This window comes from Bradyrhizobium hipponense (assembly GCF_008123965.1).
GTDB lineage: Bacteria > Pseudomonadota > Alphaproteobacteria > Rhizobiales > Xanthobacteraceae > Bradyrhizobium > Bradyrhizobium hipponense.
Genome location: NZ_VSTH01000113.1, coordinates 1 through 26,374 on the forward strand (window position 1 = coordinate 1; position 26,374 = coordinate 26,374).

General features: G+C 64.1%; 26 protein-coding genes and 1 pseudogene. 16 read left to right on the forward strand and 11 right to left on the reverse strand.

The window, feature by feature from the left end:
* Nucleotides 1-148 precede the first annotated feature (148 nt).
* Complete coding sequence (locus FXV83_RS29945; protein ID WP_148743190.1) at nt 149-526, forward strand: VOC family protein; 378 nt, start codon at nt 149-151, stop codon at nt 524-526.
* Nucleotides 527-530: 4 nt separating this feature from the next.
* Here the strand turns inward: FXV83_RS29945 and FXV83_RS29950 are convergent, their stop codons facing one another.
* A complete protein-coding gene (locus FXV83_RS29950; protein WP_187436262.1) occupies nt 531-1,136 on the reverse strand; it encodes an LOG family protein in 606 nt (201 codons plus the stop codon).
* Nucleotides 1,137-1,338: 202 nt separating this feature from the next.
* On the opposite strand from FXV83_RS29950, the gene FXV83_RS29955 reads away from it, so the two are divergent.
* The 4 genes and pseudogenes from FXV83_RS29955 to FXV83_RS29970 all read left to right on the forward strand — a co-directional run bounded on the left by FXV83_RS29955 (nt 1,339) and on the right by FXV83_RS29970 (nt 5,890).
* Nucleotides 1,339-3,294: an ABCB family ABC transporter ATP-binding protein/permease gene (locus FXV83_RS29955; protein ID WP_148743192.1), complete on the forward strand. Its 1,956-nt coding sequence runs from the start codon at nt 1,339-1,341 to the stop codon at nt 3,292-3,294.
* 57 nt (nt 3,295-3,351) lie between these two features.
* A pseudogene (locus FXV83_RS29960) lies at nt 3,352-4,077 on the forward strand (phosphatidylserine decarboxylase); the annotation flags it as partial.
* Nucleotides 4,078-4,163: 86 nt separating this feature from the next.
* Nucleotides 4,164-5,045: a CDP-alcohol phosphatidyltransferase family protein gene (locus FXV83_RS29965; RefSeq protein ID WP_148743194.1), complete on the forward strand. Its 882-nt coding sequence runs from the start codon at nt 4,164-4,166 to the stop codon at nt 5,043-5,045.
* 125 nt (nt 5,046-5,170) lie between these two features.
* Nucleotides 5,171-5,890, forward strand: coding sequence for an RraA family protein (locus FXV83_RS29970; RefSeq protein ID WP_148743195.1), 720 nt, complete (start codon nt 5,171-5,173; stop codon nt 5,888-5,890).
* A gap of 18 nt (nt 5,891-5,908) precedes the next feature.
* Here the strand turns inward: FXV83_RS29970 and FXV83_RS29975 are convergent, their stop codons facing one another.
* Nucleotides 5,909-6,202: a hypothetical protein gene (locus tag FXV83_RS29975; protein ID WP_148743196.1), complete on the reverse strand. Its 294-nt coding sequence runs from the start codon at nt 6,200-6,202 to the stop codon at nt 5,909-5,911.
* Between the two features lie 95 nt (nt 6,203-6,297).
* Between FXV83_RS29975 and FXV83_RS29980 the strand changes: the two genes are divergently transcribed.
* From FXV83_RS29980 to FXV83_RS30020, 9 genes are all read left to right on the forward strand, one after another.
* The gene (locus FXV83_RS29980; protein ID WP_148743197.1) at nt 6,298-7,122 is read left to right on the forward strand and encodes an SDR family NAD(P)-dependent oxidoreductase; all 825 of its coding nucleotides are present in this window, start codon (nt 6,298-6,300) and stop codon (nt 7,120-7,122) included.
* Between the two features lie 204 nt (nt 7,123-7,326).
* Complete coding sequence (locus FXV83_RS29985; protein WP_148743198.1) at nt 7,327-8,100, forward strand: motility protein A; 774 nt, start codon at nt 7,327-7,329, stop codon at nt 8,098-8,100.
* A gap of 23 nt (nt 8,101-8,123) precedes the next feature.
* On the forward strand, nt 8,124-8,954 hold the full coding sequence (locus FXV83_RS29990) for an OmpA/MotB family protein (RefSeq protein ID WP_148743199.1): 831 nt from the start codon (nt 8,124-8,126) through the stop codon (nt 8,952-8,954).
* Between the two features lie 270 nt (nt 8,955-9,224).
* On the forward strand, nt 9,225-11,123 hold the full coding sequence (locus FXV83_RS29995; protein WP_148743200.1) for a potassium transporter Kup: 1,899 nt from the start codon (nt 9,225-9,227) through the stop codon (nt 11,121-11,123).
* Nucleotides 11,124-11,263: 140 nt separating this feature from the next.
* The gene (locus FXV83_RS30000; RefSeq protein WP_148743201.1) at nt 11,264-13,192 is read left to right on the forward strand and encodes a potassium transporter Kup; all 1,929 of its coding nucleotides are present in this window, start codon (nt 11,264-11,266) and stop codon (nt 13,190-13,192) included.
* Nucleotides 13,193-13,347: 155 nt separating this feature from the next.
* The gene (locus tag FXV83_RS30005) at nt 13,348-13,674 is read left to right on the forward strand and encodes a rhodanese-like domain-containing protein (RefSeq protein WP_026202463.1); all 327 of its coding nucleotides are present in this window, start codon (nt 13,348-13,350) and stop codon (nt 13,672-13,674) included.
* 8 nt (nt 13,675-13,682) lie between these two features.
* Nucleotides 13,683-14,861, forward strand: coding sequence for an aminotransferase (locus tag FXV83_RS30010; RefSeq protein WP_148743202.1), 1,179 nt, complete (start codon nt 13,683-13,685; stop codon nt 14,859-14,861).
* Between the two features lie 6 nt (nt 14,862-14,867).
* Nucleotides 14,868-15,980, forward strand: a complete 1,113-nt coding sequence (locus FXV83_RS30015; RefSeq protein ID WP_148743222.1) for a polyamine ABC transporter substrate-binding protein — start codon at nt 14,868-14,870, stop codon at nt 15,978-15,980.
* Nucleotides 15,981-16,037: 57 nt separating this feature from the next.
* Complete coding sequence (locus FXV83_RS30020) at nt 16,038-16,295, forward strand: DUF433 domain-containing protein (RefSeq protein ID WP_347341088.1); 258 nt, start codon at nt 16,038-16,040, stop codon at nt 16,293-16,295.
* 175 nt (nt 16,296-16,470) lie between these two features.
* Here FXV83_RS30020 and FXV83_RS30025 read toward each other — a convergent pair whose 3' ends face one another.
* The 6 genes from FXV83_RS30025 to FXV83_RS30050 form a co-directional block, all read right to left on the reverse strand.
* Nucleotides 16,471-17,403, reverse strand: a complete 933-nt coding sequence (locus FXV83_RS30025; protein ID WP_148743203.1) for a lipid A biosynthesis lauroyl acyltransferase — start codon at nt 17,401-17,403, stop codon at nt 16,471-16,473.
* Nucleotides 17,404-17,411: 8 nt separating this feature from the next.
* Nucleotides 17,412-18,689, reverse strand: coding sequence for a beta-ketoacyl-ACP synthase (locus FXV83_RS30030; protein WP_148743204.1), 1,278 nt, complete (start codon nt 18,687-18,689; stop codon nt 17,412-17,414).
* Nucleotides 18,690-18,704: 15 nt separating this feature from the next.
* Nucleotides 18,705-19,913 (reverse strand): beta-ketoacyl-ACP synthase, encoded by a 1,209-nt coding sequence (locus FXV83_RS30035; protein WP_148743205.1) that lies wholly within the window; start codon nt 19,911-19,913, stop codon nt 18,705-18,707.
* Entirely contained in the window at nt 19,910-20,380 is a 471-nt protein-coding gene (locus FXV83_RS30040) for a 3-hydroxyacyl-ACP dehydratase FabZ family protein (protein WP_148743206.1), read from the reverse strand. Before FXV83_RS30040 ends, FXV83_RS30035 begins: the two co-directional genes overlap by 4 nt.
* 10 nt (nt 20,381-20,390) lie before the next feature.
* Complete coding sequence (locus FXV83_RS30045; protein ID WP_007592476.1) at nt 20,391-20,678, reverse strand: acyl carrier protein; 288 nt, start codon at nt 20,676-20,678, stop codon at nt 20,391-20,393.
* Nucleotides 20,679-20,901: 223 nt separating this feature from the next.
* Nucleotides 20,902-21,243, reverse strand: coding sequence for a hypothetical protein (locus FXV83_RS30050; RefSeq protein ID WP_148743207.1), 342 nt, complete (start codon nt 21,241-21,243; stop codon nt 20,902-20,904).
* A 302-nt stretch (nt 21,244-21,545) separates the two neighbouring features.
* Between FXV83_RS30050 and FXV83_RS30055 the strand changes: the two genes are divergently transcribed.
* Both FXV83_RS30055 and FXV83_RS43145 read left to right on the forward strand, forming a co-directional pair.
* Nucleotides 21,546-22,169 (forward strand): ParB-like protein, encoded by a 624-nt coding sequence (locus FXV83_RS30055; RefSeq protein ID WP_148743208.1) that lies wholly within the window; start codon nt 21,546-21,548, stop codon nt 22,167-22,169.
* 266 nt (nt 22,170-22,435) lie between these two features.
* Nucleotides 22,436-22,603, forward strand: coding sequence for a hypothetical protein (locus FXV83_RS43145; protein ID WP_187436263.1), 168 nt, complete (start codon nt 22,436-22,438; stop codon nt 22,601-22,603).
* A gap of 50 nt (nt 22,604-22,653) precedes the next feature.
* Here FXV83_RS43145 and FXV83_RS30060 read toward each other — a convergent pair whose 3' ends face one another.
* From FXV83_RS30060 to FXV83_RS30070, 3 genes are all read right to left on the reverse strand, one after another.
* A complete protein-coding gene (locus FXV83_RS30060; protein WP_148743209.1) occupies nt 22,654-23,586 on the reverse strand; it encodes a hypothetical protein in 933 nt (310 codons plus the stop codon).
* Nucleotides 23,587-23,789: 203 nt separating this feature from the next.
* Nucleotides 23,790-24,371, reverse strand: a complete 582-nt coding sequence (locus FXV83_RS30065) for a peroxidase-related enzyme (RefSeq protein ID WP_148743210.1) — start codon at nt 24,369-24,371, stop codon at nt 23,790-23,792.
* Between the two features lie 209 nt (nt 24,372-24,580).
* Nucleotides 24,581-26,320 carry an ATP-binding protein gene (locus tag FXV83_RS30070; RefSeq protein WP_148743211.1) on the reverse strand — a complete coding sequence of 580 codons (1,740 nt, stop codon included), beginning with the start codon at nt 26,318-26,320 and terminating at the stop codon, nt 24,581-24,583.
* Nucleotides 26,321-26,374: the final 54 nt, after the last annotated feature.

Consider the following 26,374-nt stretch of genomic DNA (forward strand, 5'->3'; position numbering starts at 1 on the left):
GCCACCCATAGGATCTGAGGAGCTTGCGAAGCAAGCGTCTCGAAGGATGAAGGCCCGGCTGTTGGCCTCGCCCTTCGAGACGCGCGCGAAGGGCGCGCTCCTCAGGGTGAGGGGCTGGCACTGTTGCTGCGCCTGGAGGGGGAAGCAAATGATCGACCACATCTCCGTCGGCGTGAGCGATCTCGGTCGCTCCGCAAACTTCTACGAAGCAACGCTCGCCACCCTCGGGCTCACGCGCCTCGTCATGCGGCCGCGGACGGTCGGGTTCGGCAAGGCCTATCCGGAATTCTGGATCAATCTGCGCGAGGGCATGGCAGCCGTAGCACCGGAGAGCGGCGTGCATATCTGCCTGCGGGCGAAGACGACGGGCGAGGTCGATGCGTTTCATGCCGCAGCGCTTGCGGCAGGAGGCGCATCGGATGGCGCGCCAGGCATCCGCCCGCACGACCGCGTGCGCTATTATGCGGCCTTCGTCGTCGATCCCGACGGCAACCGTATCGAGGCGGTCACGTTTCCGGCAGAGTAGAGCGTTACAGCCTGCGCGCCACTTCGGGGGCCATTTCCTTCTCGGCTTCGGCGATCTGTGCCGCCGCGGCCTTCAGCTTCGGCAAGATCTCCTCGATCCGATCGGCCTTGAGGATGTCGACCGAAAGACCGGCGCGGATGAACTCGGTCTGGCGCATATGCGACAGCAGCGAGAACAGCGGCTCCCAGAAATTGTCGATGTTGGCGAGCAGCACTGGCTTGGCGTGACGCCCCAGCTGCTTCCAGGTCAACTGCTCGACCAGTTCCTCCAATGTGCCGACGCCGCCCGGCAGCGCCACGAAGGCATCGGAGCGTTCGAACATCAGCCGCTTGCGCTCGTGCATGTCGGGGGTGACGATCATCTCCTGCACCCGCGTCAGCGCGTTCTCGCGCATCCGCAGGAAGTCGGGGATGATGCCGGTGACGGTGCCGCCGTGATCGAGCACGGAGGTCGCGACCGCGCCCATCAGGCCGAGCGAACCGCCGCCATAGACCAGGCGGATGTTGCTCTCGGCGAGCGACTTGCCGAACGCCTTGGCGCCTTCGGTGAAGTTGGGATTGGTTCCGGGGCCGGAGCCGCAATAGACACAGACGGTTTTGATCGTGCTCATTGGTGCCATGATGCATTGCAGCGAAGAGGCGTCAAGCCCAATCGGTAATTCGGACCTACCGGAAATCTACCGGTAAATGGCGACAAACAATCGAAGATTCGCCATCTGGCGGGGTGCGCTGGCATCCGGAAGTCTCTATATGACGGGCGAAAATCTTAAAATCGCAACGCTGCCCGCATCCGGCGGGCCTTCAGGCTTTTTGATGGACCAACCTCAATCGCTCGGCGGCGCCGACGTTCCTGATCCTGCCGGCGGACCGCTGGAGCGGGCCACCCTGATGGGCACGCTGGCGCATTTGTGGCCCTATATCTGGCCCGGCGACCGTTTCGACCTGAAGATGCGCGTGGTCTGGTCGATGGTGCTGCTGCTCGCCGCCAAGCTGATCACGCTGACGGTGCCGTTCAGCTTCAAATGGGCGACGGACGCGCTGACAGGCGCCAACACCGCGCCGGTGCAGGCGGACAATTGGCAGCTCTGGGTGATCGCGTCGCCGCTGCTTTTGACCGCGAGCTATGGCGCGATGCGAATCGTGATGGCGGTGCTGACGCAATGGCGCGACGGCATCTTCGCGCGCGTTGCCATGCACGCGGTGCGCAAGCTTGCCACCATCACCTTCATTCACATGCACGAACTCTCGCTGCGCTTTCACCTCGAGCGCAAGACCGGCGGCCTGACGCGCGTGCTCGAGCGCGGCCGCGAGGGCATCGAGGTCATCGTGCGCATGGTGATCCTGCAGCTGATCCCGACCATCGTCGAGGTCTCGCTGCTGCTCGCGGTGCTGCTGTGGCAGTTCGACTGGCGCTACGTGCTCGCGACCCTCATCACGGTCGCCGTCTACATGTACTACACCTACATCGCGACCGAGTGGCGGATCGGCATCCGCCGCAAGATGAACGATTCCGACACTGAGGCGAACACCAAGGCGATCGACTCGCTGCTCAACTACGAGACCGTCAAATATTTCAGCGCCGAGGCCCGCGAGGCGCAGCGCTACGACCGATCGGTTGCGCGCTACGAAGAATCGAGCGTCCACGCCTACACGTCACTGGCCGTGCTCAACACCGGGCAGGCCGTGATCTTCACGCTGGGGCTGACCGCGACCATGCTGATGTGCGCGATCGGCGTGCGCAACGGCACTAATACGGTCGGCGATTTCGTGCTGGTCAACGCCATGATGATCCAGCTCTACCAGCCCCTGAATTTCATGGGCATGGTCTATCGCGAGATCAAGCAGGCGATCATCGACATCGAGAAGATGTTCAATGTTCTCGGCCGCGAAGCCGAGATCAAGGACATGCCCGACGCGCAGCCGCTGGTGGTCACCACAGGCCATCTGCGTTTCGAGGACGTGCGCTTTGCCTATGAACCCGCGCGGCCGATCCTCAAGGGCATCAGCTTCGAGGTGCCGGCCGGCAAGACGGTCGCGATCGTCGGCCCCTCCGGCGCCGGCAAGTCGACCATCTCGCGGCTCCTGTTCCGTCTTTACGACATCTCCGGCGGAAGGATTTCGATCGACGGCCAGGACATCCGCGACGTCACGCAGGCCAGCTTGCGCGCCTCCATCGGCATGGTGCCGCAAGATACCGTGCTGTTCAACGACACCATCCGGTACAACATCCGTTATGGCCGCTGGGACGCCAGCGATGCCGAGGTCGAGCAGGCGGCACGGCTGGCGCAGATCGATCATTTCATCCGCATGGCTCCAAAGGGCTACGAAACCCAGGTCGGCGAGCGCGGCTTGAAACTGTCCGGCGGCGAGAAGCAGCGCGTCGCCATCGCGCGCACCGTTCTGAAGGCGCCGCCGATCCTGGTGCTGGACGAGGCCACCTCCGCGCTCGACACCCACACCGAGCACGAGATCCAGGGCGCGCTCGACCGGGTGGCGAAAAACCGCACCTCGCTGGTGATCGCGCACCGCCTTTCCACCATCGTCGGCGCCGACGAGATCATCGTGCTGGACCAGGGCCGGATCGCCGAGCGCGGCACCCACGCCGATTTGCTGGCGCAGGGCGGCCTCTATGCCAGCATGTGGAACAGGCAGCGCGAGGCGGAGGCCGCGCGCGAGAAACTGGCCCGGATGGCCGACAGCAGCGAGGCGCCGAACCGGGAGCCGCCGCCGGTCGACGACGTCCTCACGACGCCCGCGGCCGCGGAGTGAGCTTGTCTCCGGTCCCAACTCTGGCCTAAACAACTCCACCGCGCGAGACGACCCGCGCCATCAAACCCTGAGCGGCAGATAGCGATGTCCATTCTCGATTCGATCCAGCGTCAGATCCCGCCAATCCACAAGGAGGGCTATCCCTTCATCGGCGGCTTTGCGCTGGCTAGCCTTCTCCTGTTCTGGCTGTGGTCGCCGCTCGGCTGGATCGGCACCGCGCTCACGGTGTGGTGCGCGCTGTTCTTCCGCGACCCTGTCAGGGTGACGCCGGTGCGCGAGGGGCTGGTGGTGTCGCCTGCCGACGGGCGGGTGTCGATGATCACCATGGCGCTGCCGCCGGCCGAGCTTGGGCTCGGCGACCGGCCGCTGCCGCGCATCTCGGTCTTCATGAGCGTGTTCAACTGCCACGTGAACCGCAGCCCGGTAGCGGGCAGGGTGGATCGCATCGCCTACCGGCCTGGTCTCTTTATCAATGCCGAGCTCGACAAGGCGAGCGAGGACAATGAGCGCAATTCGCTGGTTATCTCGACGCCCACGGCGCGGATCGGCGTGATCCAGATCGCCGGTCTGGTCGCCAAGCGTATCGTCTGCTTCGTCAAGGAAGGGCAGGCGATCGGCGCCGGCGAGCGGTTCGGCCTGATCCGCTTCGGCTCGCGGCTTGACGTCTACCTGCCGATCGGCACCAAGGCGCTGGTCTCGGAAGGGCAGACCGCGATCGCCGGCGAGACCATCCTGGCCGATCTTGCCGGTGACGACCCGAGCCGCGCCTACCGCGCCAATTAACCATTAAGTCGGTGTAACGTCCTTTCGCCGCAATGGCGGAGGGGGACGCGGCTTGCTATATCTCGCCGTGAGGTGAAGACGAGCCAATGACGCCCTATGACTTCAAAGATCCCGACGTGCGCCGCCGGCGGTTCCGCCCGATTCCGGTGCGCATGCTGGTGCCCAACGTCATCACGTTGCTGGCGATTTGCGCCGGGCTGACCTCGATCCGGCTGTCGATCGAGGGGCGGATGTCGCTCGCGGTCTATGCCATCGTGTTCGCCGCCGCGCTCGACGGCATCGACGGCCGCGTTGCGCGCCTGATCAAGGGCCAGTCGAAATTCGGGGCCGAGCTCGACAGCCTCGCCGACTTCGTCAATTTTGGCGTTGCGCCCGGCCTGATGCTGTATTTCTGGCAGTTGCACGAGCTCGGCAATGCTGGCTGGATCGCCGCCATGGTGTTCGCGATCTCCGGCGGTCTGCGGCTGGCGCGCTTCAACGCCACTATGGACGACCCCAACAAGCCGGCCTTCGCCGCCAATTTCTTCACCGGCGTGCCGGCGCCCGCCGGCGCGATCACGGTGCTGCTGCCGATCTATGTCGCATTCCTCGATCTTGGCCGCTGGCCCGCGGCGCTGACGGCCGGCTATACGCTGCTGATCGCCTTCCTGATGGTATCGCGCCTGCCGGTGTTCTCCGGCAAGACCAAGCGCATGCGCGTGCCGCCCGAACTGGTGCTGCCGGCGTTCGTTGCGGTGATCGTCTTCATCGCGATTCTGATCGCCTATCCCTGGCACGTGCTCTCGATCGGCACGGTGCTGTATCTGCTGGGCTTGCCGCTCGGCTACAAATCCTATCGCGACCAGGCGCGCGCCACGGAAGCTGTCGCGCCTTCGGGAGCCGATGTCGCGGCGCCGCCATCATCTTCGGTCCTGACGGCGAGCCCGCCGGAGCCGCTGCACGACGACCGGCCCGATCGGCTGCACTGAGCGGCGACACTCGAGATGTCTGCCATGAGGGCGCGCTGAGTTGGGTCAAAGCCCGATCTCGGCTATATCCGCCCTGTGCCGGCGGCATCGCACAAACAGCCGCCGCCAATCTGGGAGAGAACGCCGTGACTTATACCGCGACCGGGCCGCTGCCCGCTGCCGTCCTCGAAGCGCTGGGCCGCTATGACACGCCGACGATCTGCAACGCCATGGAGATCGTGGCGCCCGAGCGCCGGCTGATCGGCTATACCACCAAGCAGCTGGTCTGCCCGTTCCCCGACCTGCCGCCGATCGTCGGCTATGCCCGCACGGTTGCGATCCGCTCCGTGCTGAAATCCTCGCTTGCACCGGAAGAGCAGTCCAGGCGCCGCATCGACTATTACGAATATGTCGGCACCGGCCACGGTCCGCGCATCTCGGTGATCCAGGACATCGACGGCCCTGATGTCGGCTACGGCGCGTTCTGGGGCGAGGTGCAGAGCAATGTGCACAAGGCGCTCGGCTGCCTCGGCGTCATCACCGACGGCTCGATCCGCGACATCCCGCAATGGGCCCCGGGCTTCCAGGCGCTCGCCGGCTCGATCGGCCCGTCGCATGCCTGGGTGCATGCCGAGAGCTTCGGCGGCGAGGTGCGCGTCGCCGGCATGAGCGTGAAGTCCGACGATCTCATCCACGCCGACCAGCACGGCGCCATCGTGATCCCGCTCGACGTTGCTGCAAAACTTCCCGAGGCGGCCGAGCTGTGTGGCCGCCGCGAGACGCCGATCCTGGAGATCGCCCGCAGCCCCGACTTCTCGCTGGAGAAGCTGAAGGCTGCGCTGAAGCGCTCGGCGGAGATCCACTGACGGCGCGACCGGGACGATCTACGGCCGCGACGCCGGCGATGGGCTGCCCTGTTCCGACAAGTACAGGGCGGCTTGATCCGGCTCGCCGAACATTGCCGCAGCGCATCCGATCAAGGCGAAGCCGCCGGCAAGATCCCACAGCGTGATGCGTTCGGCATTGTCGGGGACCTGAAGCAGGCGCGCTGCGATCACGGCAAAGGCGGCCTCGACAAAAAGCAGGATGCTGAACGCCGGCAGGACGAGCTCCGGTTCAAGCAGGTGCAGCGCCAGCACCGCGGGAAGCGCGGTGAGGAGACTGAACAGTGTCACCATTGCGATGGCTCCGCCATGAGCATGCCGTAGGGTTATAGAATACTGCATGATCCCTCGTCGCGGATGTGGCGCAGGGCCGCAGCGGGAGGCGCACAATGAAGATGCAAGACAAGACCGTCCTGATAACCGGCTCGACCGACGGCGTCGGCCGCTACGTCGCTCGCCGGCTGGCGGAAGAGGGTGCAAGGGTTCTGATCCATGGACGCGACGCCGCGCGCGCGAAGACGCTGATCGACGAAATCGCGAAGGCCGGCCACGCCGCTCCTGCCTTCTATCAAGCCGACCTGTCGTCGATCTCAGGCACGCGCGCGCTCGCCGCGGCCGTGATCCGCGATCACCGGCGTCTCGATGTCTTCGTCAGCAATGCGGGCATCGGTTCGCAAAATGACGGTCCGCAGCGGCAGGTCAGCGGCGATGGTCATGAGCTGCGCTTTGCCGTGAACTATCTCTCGGGCTTCCTGCTCGCCCATCTGTTGCTGCCTTTGCTGCAAACCGCGGCGCCGTCGCGCATCGTCAACGTCGCCTCGCTCGGCCAGCATCCGATCGATTTCGATGATGTCATGATCACGAAGGGCTACAGCGGCTCGCGCGCCTATGCGCAGAGCAAGCTCGCGCAGATCATGTTCACGATCGACCTTGCTGGAGAGCTCAGAGACACCGGCATCACCGTGAACGCGCTGCACCCGGCAACTTACATGAACACCACGATGGTCCGTGCCGGCGGCATCGCGCCGATCTCGACGGTGGAGCAGGGCGGCGCGGCGATCCTGCACCTGGTCCAGGGCGACGACGTCGCTGGCAAGAGCGGTCTGTTCTTCAACGGCATGAACGAGGCGCGCGCCAATCCGCAGGCCTATGACGCCGATGCACGCAGGCGCCTGCGCACGCTCAGCCTGGATCTGACGGGCCTGTCGGCCTAGCGCGGCTCCATCATGGTTAGCAAAGCGTTGAGATTGCTGACGGCGGCCGGAAAGGACGGCGCACGCGTTGCGTTCGTCCCACGCTGTTCCGACTTAACCTTTACGCGTCTTTAATCGCGGCCCACTAGGGTTTTCGATGCGGTTCGGGGTTGGACTGCGCCATCGGCCAGGACGGCCGTTGTTGCGTTCGCGTTGGAGTCTCCCATGGATATCATGACGAGCGTCGGCCTCGTGGTGGGCATTATCGTCATTGCGACGATGATGCTGCTGGGCGGCGATCTTCACATGTTTATCTCCGAACATGCCATGATCATCATCTTCGGCGGCTCGACCGCAGCGACCATGATCCGCTTTCCGCTCTCGACGCTGATACATGGCCTGCCGCTCGGCGCCAAATTTGCCTTCACGATGAGCCGCCTGTCGGCGCACGATCTTGTCGACGAACTCGCCCGCATCGCCGAGATCGCCCGCAAGCAGGGCCCGGTGGGCCTGGAGAAGGTCGAAACCGACGAGCCGTTCCTGGCCAAGGGCATCCGCTTCGTCGCCGACGGCTACGACCTCGATTTCATCCGCGACAATCTCGAGCGCGACCGCGACAACTTCCTCATGCACCTGGATGAGGGCAGCAAGATCTACCGCGCCATCGGCGACTGCGCCCCGGCCTTCGGCATGGTCGGCACGCTGATCGGCATGGTGCAGATGTTCGCCAACATGACCGATCCCTCCAAGCTCGGTCCATTCATGGCCACCGCGCTGCTCGCGACGCTGTACGGCGCGCTGGTCGCGAACTTGTTCTGCATACCGATCGCCGACAAGCTGCACGGCAAGCTCCTTGACGAAGAGACCAACCGCACGCTGATCATCGACGGCATCCTGATGATCCGCGACTCCAAGAGCCCGACGCTGGTGCGCGAAATGCTGCTGGCCTATCTGCCCGAGAAGCACCGCCACGCCGAAGGCGAGCCGGTTCCGGCGTAGCTCCGGACGCCGGGGTCTGACCAATGGCCAAGAAGAAGCGTGGCGATTCACACGGAGGCGGGCACGGCTGGTTCGTGACGTTTGCCGATCTGATGGGCCTGATGATGAGCTTCTTCGTGATGCTCGTCGCGTTCTCCACCCAGGATGCCAACAAGCTGAAGGTTGTCGCAGGCTCGATGCGCGATGCTTTCGGCGTGCAGACCGAGGCGCGCTACGCGGGCATCGTCGAGTCCGACGGTCTGCCGACCCGGCCGCGGCTGAAAAACGTCGATCACATCCAGCCCGAAGACGCCTCCAACACGCCGACGCCGGACCAGGAGGATCGCGACCGCACCTCGGGTGCGAAGATCAAGGTCGACCGCAACTTCGCGCTGGCCGCCGCCTCGCTGCGCCAGGCCTTGCAGGACATGCCTGAACTGACGGAGATGTCCAAGCACATCATGTTCGAGGAGACCAAGCAGGGCCTCAACCTCGAGATCGTCGACCAGGACGGCCGCTCGATGTTTGCCGACGGCTCAAAGGTGCCCTACGACCGCACCCGCCGCCTGATCGAGAAGCTCGCGATTCCGCTCAAGGCGACGCCGCTGCGCGTCTCCATTGCCGGCCACACCGCGGCCGGTTTCGTACCGGCCCGCGGCGACTACGGCGCCTTCGACCTGTCGGCCGATCGTGCCAATGCCGTGCGCCAGATCCTCGAGCGCGAAGGCCTGCCGCCGTCGCACATCTTCGCTGTCACCGGCAAGTCGGATACGCAGCCGCTGTTTCCGGACGATCCTTCGCTCGCGGCCAACCGGCGGGTGACCATCACGCTGATGCGCGAGGATCCGCCGCTGCCGCCGAATTTGAAGCCCTAGGGCGTTTTCCAGCGAAGGCGACCGGTTCGCGCCAAGCAAAAGCGTTAAGACAGGAATCGAGAGCCGTTCCGATACGACGGGACGAAAACGCTCCGAGGGCACTTGCGCTACCATTTTACCTGAGGCATGTCGTCGCTATGGCAATGAACGTGGCCGCGCCGTCACAGCATCCGCTGCGGTGCCTGCTATGGTGGCGGGCCAATTGACAGGCGCGCCGGAAGCGTCAAAAGGCGCCGGATCGATTCCAGTGACGAAGCGTTCTCCACCCTCATGACGGCGAGCATCACATCGACCGAGACCCAGGAAGGGCCGGTCACCTCGGGTTTTTGGTCCCTCACGCTTGGGAGCATCGGTGTCGTCTTCGGTGACATCGGGACCTCGCCGCTCTACGCGTTTCACGAGGCGGTCAGGGGCGCGGCCCATGGCGAGCCGGTGTCGCGGGTCATCGTGCTCGGCGTGCTCTCGCTGATCCTCTGGGCGCTCTTTGTTGTCGTCACCGCCAAATACGTCCTGTTGCTGCTGCGCGCCGACAACAACGGAGAAGGCGGGACGCTCTCCCTCATGGCGCTCGGCCAGCGCGCGCTGGGGCGGCGGAGCTGGTTCCTGATGGCGCTCGGCGTGGTTGGCGCCTCCATGTTCATCGGCGATTCCATGATCACGCCGGCGATCTCGGTGCTGTCGGCGGTCGAAGGTCTCAAGCTCGCCACGCCTGCCTTCGAGCATTACGTGGTGCCGCTCACCGTTCTCATCCTGGTGCTGCTGTTCGCGGTCCAGAGCAAGGGCACGGCGCTGGTGGCGTCCGCCTTCGGGCCGGTCATGGTGGTCTGGTTTACCTGTCTGGCGGTGATGGGCATGGTCCACATCGCCGACGATCCCTCGGTGCTTGCGGCCATCAATCCCTATTACGCGGTACAGTTCCTGCTCTCGCACGGCACGATCGGCATGGTGACGCTGGGCGCCGTATTCCTGGCGGTGACCGGCGGCGAGGCGCTCTATGCCGATCTCGGCCATTTCGGCCGCAAGCCGATCCAGTCGGCCTGGATGTTCCTCGTGCTGCCCTCGCTGCTGATCAACTATTTCGGACAGGGCGCGCTGGTGCTGTCCGATCCCAGCGCGATCGAACACTCCTTCTATCGCATGGTGCCCGAGTATCTGGTGCTGCCGCTGGTCGGGCTTGCGACTGCGGCCACCGTGATCGCCAGCCAGGCGGTGATCACCGGCGCTTATTCGCTGGTCTATCAGGCGGTGCAACTCGGCCTCTTGCCGCGCTTCGAGGTGCGATACACCTCCGAAACCCATGCGGGCCAGATCTATCTGCCGCGCGTGAACCGGCTGCTCTTGATCGGCGTGATGTTGCTGGTGCTGTTGTTCCGCACCCCTAGTAACCTTGCCTCGGCCTACGGCATCGCCGTCTCCACTACCATGGTTGCCGACGGCATCATGGGATTCATCGTGATCTGGAAATTGTGGAACTGGCGCGCTGCGACGGCCGCGGTCGTGATCTTGCCGTTCGTCGTGGTCGACATGACCTTCTTCAGCGCCAATCTGTTGAAGCTGCTCGAAGGCGCCTGGGTGCCGCTGTTGTTTGGCGCGACGATGGCGGCAACGATCTGGACCTGGCGTAGGGGCTCGGGAATCCTGACCCAGAAAACCCGCCGGATCGAGGTGCCGCTCGATGATCTGCTCCGGAGCCTGGAGAAGCGGCCACCACACGTCGTCAAGGGCACGGCGGTGTTCCTGACCAGCGATCCCGCCTTCGTACCCACCGCATTGTTGCACAATCTCAAGCACAACAAGGTGCTGCACGAGCACAACGTGGTCTTGACCATCGAGACTGCGCACACGCCGCGAGTCGACCTGGCGGAGCGTTTCCGGATGGAGAAGATCAGCGACAAGTTCTTCAAGGTTCGCCTGCGCTTTGGCTACATGGAGCAGCCGAACGTTCCCAAGGCGCTCGCAATCGCGCGCAAGCAGGGCTGGCAGTTCGACATCATGTCGACCTCGTTCTTCGTGTCGCGCCGGTCGCTGAAGGCCTCGGCGCAGTCCGGCATGCCGCTGTGGCAGGACCACCTGTTCATCGCGCTGAGCCGGTCCGCCAACGATGCCACCGACTATTTCCAGATTCCCACCGGACGGGTGGTTGAAGTCGGGACCCAAGTCACCATTTGAACGCGATTGACCGCGTCATGCAGATTTGCATGGCTAGGGCCCAGAATCGGGCTAGGCTATGCCCTTAGCGCAGGGCTATAAGCCGCGCGCTCTCCCGCCGTTGTGCAGTGAAGCATTTTAGAGGCCACCAGGCTCTCCTCATGACAAGTGACGTAGCAATTTCCGCCCCGGAAACGGCGGCGGCCAATGGGCATGGCGAAGCCCACACCACCGCCCGTTTCGGCGCGCTGACGCTTGGCAGCATCGGCGTCGTCTATGGCGATATCGGCACGAGCCCGCTCTACGCGTTCCGCGAAGCGGTGATGGCGGCCTCGGGGGCGGAGGGTGTGCCGACGCAGGCTGCTGTCCTCGGCGTGCTCTCGCTGATCCTGTGGGCGCTCGTCGTCGTGGTGACGCTCAAATACGTCGTGATCCTGCTCCGCGCCGACAACAATGGCGAGGGCGGCACGCTGGCCCTGATGGCGCTGGCCCAGCGCGCGGTCGGCACCGGCGGGGCAACCATCGTCCTGCTCGGCATCATCTCCGGCGCCCTGTTCTACGGCGACGCCGTGATCACGCCGGCGCTGTCGGTGCTGTCGGCCGTGGAAGGCATGAAGGACGTCACCGCGACATTCGAGCCTTATGTCGTTCCGCTGACTGTGGTGATCCTGGTCTGCCTGTTCGCCGTGCAATCGCGCGGCACGGCCCGGGTCGCGGCGTTTTTTGGTCCGATCATGTGCGTCTGGTTCGCGGTGATCGCAGCGGCGGCCATCCATCCGATCATCCAGCAACCGCAGGTGCTGTTCGCGCTGAACCCGCTTTACGCGGTGTCGTTCATGCTCCACCACGGGGTCATCGGCTTCGTGACGTTGGGCGCGGTGTTCCTGGCCGTTACGGGCGCCGAGGCGCTCTATGCCGACCTCGGCCATTTCGGCAAGCGGCCGATCCAGATCGCCTGGCTGTTCATCGTGCTACCGTCGTTGGCGCTGAACTATCTGGGGCAGGGGGCTCTCGTCCTCAGCGATCCCGAAGCGATCGTGAGCCCGTTCTTCCAGCTCTTCCCGCAAGGTTTTGTTCGCGGGAGCATGGTCGTTCTCGCCACGGCGGCCACCGTGATCGCGAGCCAGGCGGTCATCACCGGTGCCTATTCGCTGACGCGCCAGGCGATACAGCTTGGGCTGTTGCCGCGGTTTGAAATTCGCCATACGTCAGAAGCCCATTCCGGCCAGATCTTCATCCCGCGCATCAACCAGCTGCTGTTGATTGCGGTGGTGCTTCTGGTGCTGCTATTCCGGTCCTCCAGCGCGCTCGCCTCGGCCTACGGCATCTCCGTCACCGGCACCATGGTGGTCACGGCGATGATGGGCTTTGTGGTGATCTGGAAGGTCTGGAAGTGGTCGCCATTCGCTGCCGCCGCACTGATCGTCCCGTTCCTGTTCCTCGACCTGACCTTCCTGGCCGCGAACCTGCTCAAGGTGTTCGAGGGCGGCTGGGTGCCGCTCGCGCTCGGCGCGCTCATGATTCTGCTGATGTACACGTGGCGGCGCGGCAGCCGGCTGCTGTTCGAGAAATCGCGCAAGCTGGAATTCCCGCTCGCTGACCTCGTGGCAATGCTGGAGAAGCGGCCGCCGCAACGCGTGCCCGGCACCGCCGTGTTCCTGACCAGCGACCCCCTCAGCGCGCCGACCGCGCTGATGCATAGTCTGAAACACTACAAGGTGCTGCACGAGAAGAACGTCATTCTCACCATCGAGACAGCGCAGACGCCGCGGATCGATCCGGCCGAGCGCGTCAAGCTCGAGCAGATCAGCCCGACCTTCTCCAAGGTGACGCTCAAGTTCGGCTTCATGGAATCGCCCAACGTGCCGAAGGCGCTGGCGATTGCCCGCAAGCTCGGCTGGCAGTTCGACATCATGTCGACGTCGTTCTTCCTGTCGCGCCGGGCGCTCAAGCCCGCCGTCCATTCCGGCATGCCGCGCTGGCAGGACCGGCTGTTCATCTCGCTCAGCCGCTCGGCGAACGATGCCACCGACTATTTCCAGATCCCCAGCGGCCGCGTGGTTGAGGTCGGCACGCAGGTGACGATCTAGCCCGCCCCGAAAGCGGCGCTTCAAGTCGCTGCGATTTAGCTTTAACTTGCAGCGCAGCGCTCAAGCCTTTGTAGCGCTTGATTTTCGTGAGCCGAGAGGCGAGGTTGCCGCCGGCCGGCATCGCTCCGGCGCGAGCTCGAATGTTGGAGGATGATGTGGCAAACCAGGTACAGGATCTGACCCCGGACGAGGTCTCCAAGGGTGTCGCGGAAGGGCGCTACCTGCTTGTCGACGTTCGCGAGCCGAACGAGGTCGAAGCCGAGGCCTATCCCTACGGTGTCGTGGTTCCGCTCTCGACCTTCGATCCCAAGGCGATCCCCGATCCGCAAGGCAAGGACGTCGTGTTCGCCTGCCGCTCCGGCAAGCGTTCGGTGACGGCCTCGCTCGCGGCACAGGCGGCGGGCCTGCCTTACGACAAGCATCTGGCCGGCGGCATGCTGGGCTGGAAGGCGGCAGGTCTTCCCAGCAAGGTCGGTGGCTGACCCGGCAGATGTCCAAAAGCTCGTCCCTGAACAAGGTCTTCGCGGATCTTCCCGTCACCATCTTCGAGGCGATGTCGCAGGCCGCGCGCGACAACGCCGCCATCAATCTCGGCCAGGGCTTTCCCGACGATCCCGGTCCTGAGGACATCCGCCGCGCCGCGGCCGACGCCTCGCTGAACGGCTACAACCAGTATCCGTCGATGATGGGCCTGCCGGAGCTGCGCCAGGCGATCGCGACCCATTACGGCCACTGGCACGGCCTCAGGCTCGATCCGATGAGCGAGGTGATGGTGACCTCCGGCGGCACCGAGGCCCTGACCTCGGCCATCCTGGCGGTGGTCCAGCCCGGCGACGAGGTGGTCTGCTTTCAGCCGGTCTATGATTCCTATCTGCCGATCATCCGCCAGGCCGGTGGCATTCCGCGCCTTGTACGTCTGGAGCCGCCGCACTGGCGCTTGAACGAGGACATGCTGAAAAGCGTCTTCAATTCAAAGACCAAAGCGGTGCTCTTCAACAATCCCTTGAACCCCTCCGCGGTGGTCTATCCGCGCGAGGACCTCGAACTCCTGGCGCGCTACTGCCAGGAGTTCGACGTCATCGCGATCTGCGACGAGGTCTGGGAGCACGTCACCTTCGACGAGCACAAGCACATCCCGCTGATCACCATCCCCGGCATGCGCGAGCGCACCATCAAGGTCGGCTCGGCCGGCAAGATCTTCTCGCTGACGGGCTGGAAGATCGGCTTCGTCTGCGCCGCGCCGCCGCTCTTGCGCGTCGCGGCCAAGGTGCACCAGTTCCTGACCTTCACCACCGCGCCGAACCTCCAGGCCGCCGTCGCCTACGGTCTCGGCAAGTCCGACGAGTATTTCCTGTCAATGCGCAAGGACCTGACCCGGAGCAGGGATCGCCTGACCAAGGGCCTCGAGAGCCTCGGCTTCCCCGTGTTGAAGTCGCAGGGCACCTACTTCCTGACGGTCGACCTGTCGCCCCTCGGGCTCAACGAGAGCGATGCCGAATTCTGCTGGCGGATCGTCAGGGATTACAAGGTGGCGGCGATCCCGGTCTCGGCCTTCTACGAGCAGGATCCGGTGACCTCGGTGGTCCGCTTCTGCTTTGCCAAGAAGGACGAGACGCTCGACACCGCATTGGAGCGGCTGTCGGACGCTGTGCGCCGGCGCAAGGGGTAGATGAAGATGACGAACGTCAGCCGCCTCGGTGTTTTCCTTGGTCTTGCGACCGCCGCGGCGCTGACGCTGCTCCCGCAAGGGGCCGCCGCCGAGGAGCGCGTCGTCAACTTCTACAACTGGTCGAACTACATGGCGCCGGACGTCCTTGAGGGCTTCACCAGGGAGACCGGCATCAAAGTGGTCTACGACACCTTCGATGCCAACGAGACGCTGGAGACGCGCCTGATGGCCGGCAAGTCCGGTTACGACGTCGTGGTGCCCACCGCCTATTTCCTGCAGCGCCAGATCAAGGCCAACATCTTCCAGAAGCTCGACACGTCGAAGCTGCCGAATTTGGTCAATGCCTGGCCCGTGGTGACGCAGCGCCTTGCGATCTACGATCCCGGCAATTTCTACGCCGCCAACTACATGTGGGGCACCACGGGCATCGGCTACAACGTCGCCAAGGTGAAGCTGATCCTGGGACCTGACGCGAAGGTCGACAGCTGGGACATCGTCTTCAAGCCGGAGAACCTGGCCAAGTTCAAAGACTGCGGCGTTCACATGCTTGATTCCGCCGACGATATATTTCCGGCGGCGCTGAACTATCTCGGGCTCGATCCGAACTCGACCAAGCAGGCGGACCTGGAGAAAGCCGCTGACGTCGTGACCAAAGTCCGCCCCTACGTGCGCAAGTTTCACTCGTCCGAATATCTCAGCGCGCTTGCCACCGGCGAGATCTGCCTCGTGGTCGGCTGGTCCGGCGACATCATGCAGGCCCGCGCCCGTGCCGCGGAAGCCAAAGGCGGCATCGAGATCGGCTACGCCATCCCTAAGGAGGGCGCGCAGATGTTCTTCGACAATCTCGCGATTCCGGCGGATGCCAGGAACGTCAAAGAAGCCTACGAGCTGATCAACTATCTCTATCGTCCTGATGTCGCCGCCAAGAACTCGGACTTTTTGTCCTACGCCAACGGCAATCTCGCCAGCCAGAAGCTGGTCGATCCGAAGATATTGAACGACAAAAACATCTATCCGGACGACGCCACGCTCGCAAAACTCTTCGTCATCACGGCGCGTGAGCCGGCGACGCAGCGGATCATCAACCGGCTTTGGACTAAGGTTAAGACGGGGCGGTGAGGACGCAGGTACCCGATTTGCAATCGCCTACGAGAGCAAATTCGGCTAGTATCAGCCTTGAACAAACAGATCGAGCGTTTGGCTATGACTGACAATCTTCGCATTACGCTAGCACCGGACGTGCTTGCCGGAAAACCGGTGATCAGCGGCACGCGTCTGTCGGTCGAGTTCATCATAGGCTTGATGGCCGACGGCTGGAGCGAAGCCGATATCCTGGCTAACTATCCGGGCATCACGCACGACGACATCCTCGCGTGCTTAGCCTATGCACGCGACACGCTGAGCATCGAGAAAGTTCATCCCAGCGCGGCCTGAGATGCGCCCGAGCGCCTGCGGAATAATTCTGTTGCGTATTCCCACCGCGCCTCCCCAGCGAATAGGCAGGGTGATTGCTGATCTGATCCTGGCCCGCGATGATTGGGCCGGCCATTTTTCGGTAATCGAACCTGGCTGAATCCGTATGCGTCCGCTCGGAAGGTAGCGTCGGATCCTACCGCCACCGTCGGTGCAGCCACAGCCACTGCTCGGGATGCTCCCGCACCCAGCCTTCGACCACGCTCGTGATCGCCTGCGTCGTGCCCTGGATGTCGATCTTGCCGTCGGCGTCGCGCACCGGCTTGATTTCCTCGGTCAGCTCGCCGCGGAAACGGTTGCCGGGCAGGCGGATGATGCGGACGCCGTGGATCGGGCATTCGACCTGACGCAAGAGGCGCGCCAGCATCGGATTGGCGCGGGTCTTGCGGCCGAAGAAGGTGACCTCGACGCCGCCGGTCAGATACTGGTCGATCAGCATGGCGACGTGCTTGCCGTCCTTCAGCGCCTGCGCGAGCCGCAGCGGCGCGTCGCGCCCCGCCGGGATCAGCGTGCCCATTTTGACCTGGCGCATCTCCTGGATGATGCGGTCGGCGGATGCGATGTTCGGCCGACGATAGAGGATCGCGGCGTCCAGCCCATGCGCCACGGCGGCGAGCGCCGGCAATTCCCAATTGGCCAGATGCGCGGCGAAGATCAGCGCAGGCTTGCCGTCGTCCTTGATCTGGTCGAACAACTCGACGCTGCGCTTGGGCAATTCGATCCGGCTGTTCTCGGGATGGTCGCGGTCGTAATCCCACACGTGGTCCATATGGGCGAATTCGGCGCCGACGCGGCCGAGATTGTCCCAGACGCCCATCAGGATGGTTTCGATCTCCTCCGGTGACTTTTCCGGAAACGCGGCGCTGAGGTTGGCGCGGCCGATGCGGTGCTCGCGCAGGCGTGGGCCGATCAGCTTCGTGACGCGCGAGAAGAGATCCGAGGTCTTGGCCGGGTCGAAATAGCGCGTGGTGCGCAGCATGCCGACGGTGGCAGCCCCGATCAGACTTCCGCCGATTGATTTGGCAGCCTCCCGCGCGCGGGCCTTGATGCTCGCAGGTAACAGCGCCATGCGACCGGTCAGGCCGGTTCGCGGGTCAGGATCAGCGAGGCGTTCTGGCCGCCGAAGCCGAACGAGTTCGACATCACCGCGGTGACGCGGGCATCGCGCGCCGTGTTGGCGACGACGTCGAACAGGATGGTGGGATCCGGAGTCTCGTAGTTGATCGTGGGCGGAATGCGCTGATGCTCCAGGGTGAGCAGCGAGAAGATCGCCTCCACCGCGCCGGCGGCCGAGATGGTGTGGCCGACCATCGACTTGTTCGAGGTGACCGGAATCTTCTGCACGAGCTCACCGAACACGGCCGATGTCGTGTTGAATTCCATCTTGTCGTTTTCGGGCGTCGCGGTGCCGTGCGCGTTGATATGGTCGATCTGGCCCGGCTCCATGCCGGCATCGGCCAGCGTCTTCTTCATGCAGCCGATGATCGGCTTGCCGTCGGGCGACGAGCGGGTGCGATGGAAGGAATCGGTGAGCTCGCCGCAGCCGGCGATCACGCCGAGGATCTTTGCGCCGCGCGCGGTTGCGGCTTCGTAGCTTTCGAGCACCAGGGCGCCGGCGCCCTCGGCCATGACAAAACCGTCGCGGTTCTTGGAGAAGGGGCGGGAAGCGGCTTGCGGCGGCTCGTTCTGGGTCGACAGCGCCGAGAGCAGCGAGAAGCGCACCAATGCTTCAGGGTTCACCGTGCCGTCGGTTGCCACGCACAGCGCGGCATCGGTCTCGCCGCGGCGGATCGCCTCGACGCCGAGCTGGATCGAGGTCGCGCCCGAGGCGCAGGCGGTCGAGAGCGAGATCGGCGAGCCCTTGGTGCCGAAGGCTTCGGCGAGGTGGGCGGCCACCGAGCCGAACATGAAGCGGTGATGATAGGCGGTGAACTTGCCGCCGCCGGAGATGCGCAGGAGATCGTCGTAGTTGAAGTCGAGCTTGCCGACGACGCGGCCGAGTTCGCGGCGCTGCGGCCATTCGACCTCGACCGGCGCAACTGCCAGGAACAGCGGGCCCGGGAAATCGCCCTTGGCGCCGATGCCGGCCTGGTCGAGCGCTTCCTGCGTGACCAGCTCGGCCATCCGCTCGGACAGCGCGGTGGAAGAGAACGGATCGACACTGACGAAATCGACGGTGCCGGCCATGGTGGTCCTCAGCCCATCGACCGGAAAGCGCGTGATGGTGCGGATGCCGGATTCGCCGGCGACGAGCTTCGACCAATTGTCGGCCTTGCCGGCGCCGAGAGAGGTCATGATGCCCATGCCGGTGACGACGACGACGGGACGTCCGAGTTTGTCGCGTGGTGCAGTCATGTATCCCCGCTCGCGTTAGCTAACCGCTTCGACCAGCGCCATGCCTTCGCCGCGCCAGTGTCCGGCTCCCACCACCACGATCTGGGTGGGGGCGCCCTGCATTTCAATCTCGGTCCCGGTCGAATCGTTCGGCGGAAACAGCGCGCCGCGCGAGATCGACAGCGCAGCAAGCGCCAACCCCAGCGGGAATTGCGTCTCCATGGTGTGGCCGAACATCGTGCCGGTCGAGCGCACCGGAAAGTCGGTATGGCGCTTTAGAAATCCGCGTTCTTCGGACGTGGCCGGCTCCGCGCCGGTTGCACCGGTGATGATCGCGCCCTTGCCCTCGCGCTTGGGCAGTTGCGCCCACAGCTTCTCGAGCGTCGCAGCCATTTCGCCGGGTTGCTTGCGCCGGGCGAGATCGGCGACGACGCTCGCGAGCCTGGCGAACGGTTTTGCGCCGCGCGCTTCGGCATGAGCCTTGGATTCCAGCACCAGGAACGCGCCGGCCGAGCCGAGCGCGAAGCCGGCGCGTTCCTTGCGTGCCCAGACGGGCGCGAACTTGTCCTTCAGATTGAAGTCGCCGAATTCGTAGAGGACGAGCAAGTCCTTGCGCTCGCCATTATGCGAGCCGCCGACCAGCGCAATGTCACTCTCGCCCGAGGCGATCCGCGCCAGCGCGATGCGCGCGGCATCGGCGCCCGCGACCTCTTCGCCCATGAAGGTGCGCGAGGTGCCGCCGAGTCCGTGCACGATGGCGATGTTGCCGGCAAGCAGGTTGGAGAGCTGGGCCAAAAACAGCGTCGGCCGCAGATCGCTCATCAGGCGCTCGTTGAGGAAGCCGGGCGCATTGGCGCCCTTGGCCTCGGCCGTGAGCACGCCGGTATCGACATTGAGATCGCGCTCGCCGCCGCCGGCGGCGACCACCATGTCGATCTTCGACAGAATGTCCTTGTTGCCCTTGATCCCTGCGGAATCCAGCGCCAGCCCCGCGGCATAGGTGCCGATGCGCTGCCAGGCCTCCATCTGCCGCTGGTCACCCTTCTTCGGGATCTGGCTGTCGAAGCTGACCGGCATCAGCGGATGCACGACGTAGGGTGCAAAGCCGTTCTCGTCGACATTGATGCGCTTGTCCTGGAGCGCTGCCCAGTTGGCGTCCAGCCCCTCACCGAGCGAGGTGGCAAGCCCAATGCCGGTGATCCAGACTTCGGTCTGGCCGGGCTTCGAAACGGGGGTCTCGGTCATGGCGACACAGTCTGTTGCGGAAAACCGACGCGCTTGGCGATCGCGTCCATGTGGGAGCGCATATCCGCGTTGGGGAAGGGGATCAAAGTGAAGGTGAGCGTCGAATTCGCGCGTAGCTTGCCGCCGACCCTGATCTTGGCTTCGGTCATGGCGTAGCCCGAGCCCTCGTGGACGAGGCCCGCCTCGATGCTCATGAGCTCGCCGGGGAGGACCGAGCCGCGCACCTTGGCTTCCTTCACGGCCGCGAGGATCGGCATGCGCTCGAACTTCAGCACGCCAAGCAGAAGCCAGCCCGAGGCCTGCGCCATCGATTCGATCAGGAGCACGCCGGGCATCAGCGGATAACCCGGGAAGTGCCCTTCGAAGACGGTGCTCTCCATCGGGACCTGCGCTTCGACAGCGATCTTCTTCTCGTCGACGTTGAGGCCGACGATGCGATCGATCATGTGGAAGTATTCGAGTTGCATGACCGCGCGCTTAGGCGCTCGCGCCCTTGGCCGCAACCAGTTCGTCGATGCGAGCGCAAAGATTCTTCAGCACGAAATACTGCTCGGTGGTCGCCTTGCCGTCGTTGACCTCCTGGGTCCACTTTTCCAGCGGCAGCTTGATGCCGAACTGCTTGTCGATCGCGAACGCGATGTCCAGGAAATCGAGGCTGTCGATGCCGAGGTCATCGATGGCATGGCTATCCGGCGTGATCGTGTCGCGAGGGATGTCGCAGGTTTCAGCGATGATCGTAGCGACCTGATCGAATGTGGAGGACATCACTAAGCCTTTGATATATTGTAGGTATTTGAAGATGTTCCAGAGCGGAACGGTGGGTGGGCATCGCGCCCCGAGTGACGCCCTCAAATCCCCCTCTGGCCGGGTCGAAAGCCCGTATATCGGAGCGCCGCCCCGAGTTCAATGGAGCCGGGCCGGGACCGGGGGCAGCCTGGGGATGCCTGTTATCGGGGCTGCGAAGCGAGTCGTCGGGGCGGGGGTATGCCTAGATATGCGGCGTCGTGATCTTGACGCAGTCGCGCCGGCCCATCAACACGCAATCCTGGGTCCGGCGCAAGTCGGCGATGCTGACTGCGAGCCAGATCCCGATCGCAGTCAGCGCGATGGTGAAGGCGAGCGCGGCGATGTTGGCGAGCATGCGGCGACGGAAATCGTCCTGCTCCGCGCGGGGCTGCTCGTAGCGCGACAGGTCGAGCGGCTCGGGTGTCGCGTGCAGCGGCTGCACCGTTCCGCCGCCCCGCCGGATTGGCGTGGGGGATGCCGTGCGCGGCCTGAACTGGAGCACCCGGTGCTCCTCGTCCGAGGTTATGGGCCGCTGGGTCTTCATGGCGCGGGGATCACTCCGAAGCAGCGATTTTTAGATAGCACACGTCACACAGGCGTTGCAGAAAATCTTCTCAACGCGCACGTGCATTGCGATTTCACACCATCTTGAACTTGCAGGTGACGCCGCGATGGATCGCGGAATGGTGTCATCGGCGGGTTGCGTTGCAACAACAGTCGCCGCGGAATATGCGCGGCCGGTCGGCGAACATCCGCGGGCCGCTCGGATTTTGCGGTCGCAGCGCTCATGCCATAATCCGCGAAATCGGGACCGCCTGTCGCGATCATTTGAGGAGCCCTTCGACCATGACCAATACGCGCGAGCCGAGAGTCCATCCGGTGCCAATCCTGTCGCTCCGGCCGACGCAGATGACGGTCGGCATGCGCGAGGTCAAGGAGAAGCGCCAACGCTGGCGCGAGCATGGCAAGAAGAAGCAGTCCGAACTGCTCGGCACCCACATGATCCCGGTCGTGCACGGCCCCGACGAGCGCTATTACGTGATCGACCATCATCATCTCGGCCGCGCGCTGCACGACGAGGGCATCAAGGAGGTGCTGGTGACGGTGGTCGGCGACCTCAGGATGGTCGAGCGCGAGGCGTTCTGGGGCGTGATGGACAACAAGCGCTGGGTCTATCCTTACGACGCCAAGGGCGAGCGGCGGCCGTTCCGCGACCTGCCGAAATCGGTCACCGATCTCAAGGACGATCCGTTCCGCAGCCTCGCCGGTGAGGTCCGCCGCATGGGCGGCTTCGCCAAGGACACCACGCCGTTCTCCGAATTCCTGTGGGCCGACTATCTGCGCCGCAAGCTGCCGCGCAAGGCGGTCGACGCTAATTTCGATAAGGCGCTGGAGAAGGCGATGTCGGCTGCCAAGAGTAAGGATGCGATCTATCTGCCCGGCTGGTGCGGACCCGCGCAGGACGATTAGGGCGTGCTTGCCGCGGGGACCTTCGGCCCGCGGTGCTAGAAGGGTTCCGGCCTCGGAAGGGTAATAAGCCGGGGCCGCTTCTTGGCCGTAGCGTGGGCATCGGCGCCGAGGCCGGCGCGGACACGCTTGATTTGCCGCAAATTCTCTCCGGTGCGGACCGCTAAGGTCTGCAGGCATGATTGCCGAACCAGCGTGCGCCTGTCGTCGAAGTGCCAGACGGGTTGCTCAGGTGGGCTCCAAGTCGTGCGGACCCCGGAGACCTCACCATGAGCGCCGTCTTTCGCATTGTCTTTATCGTTGCCGGTGCCATTACCGCGCTGTTCGTTGCGCGTGATGCCCTGAACTTCACGATCATCCAGACTTTCGTCGCCGTTCTGCTCGTTACCGCCATCGTCGGTGTCGGCAGTTTCTGGGGTCAATGGCGTAAGACCTGAGCGACACGCCGCGCCTCGCGTCGCCTGCGCCACGGAGAGACGTGTTCGCTTCAAGCAGCCGCGTCGCGATCGATTTTCCGCAAGCGCACGAAGGCGGCCCAGGCCCGCGGATATTCCTTGTCCGTGGGATCAATCGCAAGCAGCGCGCGGCATGCTTCCTTGATCTCCTCAGGCGAAGGACGCTTGGTCGGAACGCCGGATGATTTCGCTTCCTCCCAGCGAGCCTCGATATCTCTCGCGAAAGCCAGGGCCTCAGCGCTCGTCCGCATCTGCGTCGATTTCGCCAGCGCATGGCCCGGCGGGAACGTTGGCCATGTGGCCGGCGGCTGGTCGACACGCCACGTCAGTTCATCTCCCTGGGATGCCTCCGCGCCCGAACGTGAATGCTGCGCTGCTGGCGTCCATCCTGCCCCTGCCGAAGCTAATGAGCCGGCCGATCTCGGCGCGGCTGCCGAACCGGGCGCGACTGCCGCTGTCTGTCCAGCCAGCTGGCCAAGCTGTTGTTCCATTGTCCCGCCGCCGGACTTGGGGATGATTTTTTCGACAGTCTTGATCATCAACAGCGCGCCCGGCGATATCAGCGTCTTCTGGTCGGCAATTTTATCGTCGGCCGCGGTTGGGCAGGGCCTGTACGCAGAGCGCTGCGACGTGATCCGGCCGTCGTCGTCGATACGGGCAAAATCGATCGCGACCGTGTAAACGAAGGCGGTCTCGACATACTGCCTCTCTTTATCCATCGCCTTCACGGAGCCGCACACGTATCTTGCCTGGTCTGCTTCGACCGTTCGTAGGCCGTTGAAGTGAGCTGAATTCGGCGCGATGAGAACACGTGAAACGGCGGCCCGCGCCTTGCCATGCTCCGATTCCAACATGCTCCATATTTCGTTGGCGTTGATGGCGTCGGGCTGAAAGTTCCATGCGTATCCGGCCGCGAAGAACGCTGCGCCAACGCAGGTCGCGATAACAAATGCCCGAACGTTCACGAGACGGCCCCCTCTGCAGGCACGACTCATCCGCGTCTCCGGTGACGGAAACTGTGCAAGTTGTGCCGAAGTGTTTGTGCTAGTTGAGGGTGAGTTTCTTAATAAACCGTGTACGATTGCGAAAACCTAGAGTTCCCGTTAAACGGGAACCCGCCCGCCGGCGTTGCCGGCGACTCCCTTACTTTCGCGCTCGAGGCGGTCGGTCATTTCTTCGGCAGGCGTCCCATCAGATAGAACTCGTCGTTCGGCCGCATGCCGGTGAAATTCGCCAGCCGGTTCGACAGCGCGAAGAAAGCGGAGATGGCGGCGATGTCCCAGATGTCGTCGTCGCTGAAGCCGTGCGGCTCAAGCGTAGCGAAATCCTCCTCCGAGATCCGCTGTGCATCCGCTGAGACCTTCATCGCGAAATCGAGCATCGCCTGCTGCCGAGGCGTGATGTCGGCCTTGCGGTAATTCACCGCGATCTGGTCGGCGATCAGCGGGTTCTTGGCGCGGATGCGCAGGATCGCACCGTGCGCGATTACGCAATACTGGCATTGATTGGCTGCCGAGGTCGCGACCACGATCATCTCGCGCTCGGCCTTGGTGAGGCCGCCGTCCTTCTCCATCAGCGCGTCGTGATAGGCAAAGAATGCGCGGAATTCGTCGGGACGATAGGCCAGCGTCAAAAACACGTTCGGCACGAAACCGCTCTTCTCCTGCACCGAAAGAAGCCGCGTGCGAATGTCCTCCGGCAGCGTGTCGAGGGCGGGGGCGGGGAAGCGTTGCGTGGCGGGCTTTGTCATGGGCATGTTTTCCGGATTGCAGCCGGCAAACATAGTCGATGCGGGCGGCCTGCTCAACGTGCCCGCTACAAGGCCAATTGAAGAAACGGCACCGTGGCCCTTGCCCCGTCATTGCGAGCGCAGCGAAGCAATCCAGCGTCTGCCCCCGGAGGGATTCTGGATTGCTTCGCTGCGCTCGCAATGACGAAGTTGGGGAAACGAGCGCGGCTTTACCGCAGCGGCTTTTTCAGCAGCGAGAAGCGGTCTGGATCCAGTCCCATCGAGGGCTGCAGCATCGGCGCTTCGGCGCTCGCCAGCGTCTTGGCGGGCGGCGCCGAGAACACCGGATCGTTCGGCACGTCGCGCTGCGAGGTGGCGCCGCGCCAGCGTTCGAGCACAGCACCGACGAAATGCATGTCATGACCGGCGGTCACGGAGGGAACGCTGCTGATGGTGGCTTCGCCGCGAGGCAATTGGTGCGGCGGCACCTCCTTGAAGCGCAGCCGCGTCGGCAGCGCGACGCCTTCGCCGAACGCCAGCACCTCGCGGGTGCCGAGCGAGGGCACGAAGGACAGCAAATTCGCGGCCGCATCCGACACCGCGGCGCGGAGCAGCGCCTGGTCGCGTTCGTTGGCAAGACGCATCGTGAACAGCGTGTTGCACTGGGAGATGATGGTGGCGTCGAGCTCGGCGGGACGCTGGGTAATGAGGCCGAGATAGACGCCGTATTTACGGCCTTCCTTGGCGATGCGCGACACCGCCTTGCGGGTCGGCCCGAAGCCGACATTGCGGTCGGCGGAGGCGTAGCGGTGGGCCTCTTCGCAGACGAACAGCATCGGCGAAACGCCGTCGCTCCACAGGCCGAAGTCGAAAGCCATGCGGCAGAGCACCGAGACGACGGAATCGATGACTTCAGCCGGGAAGCCGGCGAGCTGCATCACCGTCATCGGCTTGCCGTTGGCCGGCAGGCGGAACAGATGGCTGATCACTTCGGCCATGGTGTCGCCGCCGACATTGGCGTTGTCGAACATGAAGGCGTAGCGCGGGTCGTTGCGGACTGCCTCGATGCGGGAGATCAGCTTGTGATAGATGATGCGCGACGAGCGATTTTCCAGCTTGCCCATGCGCTCGTCGATCAGCGAGATCAGGTCGACGAGGCGATACGGCACCGGCGTGTCGACGGTGAACCCGATCTGCTTGGGATCGATGCGCTTCAAGCCGATGCGGTCGGCATTCTGGTACTGCGTGTAGACGCCCTTGGCGATCGGGATGACCTCGGCGAGAACGTCGAGCTCCTCGGGCACGCCGGCGCGGCCAGCGAACAGCACGTCGACGATTTCCTCGAAGTTGAACAGCCAGAACGGCAGCTTGAGGTTTCGCGGGTTCAGCACCAGTGCGCGGTCGCCGAAGCAGCGGCCATATTCGTTGTGCACGTCGAGCAGGAAGATGCGCAGGTTCGGGCGTGCCTTGAGGATCTCATTGAGCAGCAACGAGACACCGGTCGATTTGCCGACGCCGGTCGATCCCAGTACCGCGAAATGCTTGGACAGCATTTCCTCGACATCGACATAGGCGACGACCGAGCGGTCCTGCTGCAGGAAACCGACATTGATCTGGTCCGATCCGGTCGGCGCATAGATCGTGCGCAGCTCCTGGCTCGTGATCAGGTCGACCGAATCTCCGATGGTCGGATAGTTGGTGACGCCACGCTGGAATTTGGCTTTGTCCGACGCATTGAGGATTTCGCCGAGCAGATCAACAGACGCGATGGCGATGTAGTTGTCGGCGCTTGAAAGATTCTCGCAGGACACCTCGGTGATCATGGCGACGATGACCGAACTGGCGCAGCGGATGCTGACGAAGCGGCCGACGGTCGCCCGCACCTCGGAGATCGGCATTTGGCTTTCCGCCAAAAGCCCGACCCGGGCGAGCGATCCGCGAACCGAAATCACGCGTCCAAAAGCTGTCACGATGGATGAACCTGGCAAGAACGAGGAGATTTGCTTCCAGACTATGCCCGGCCG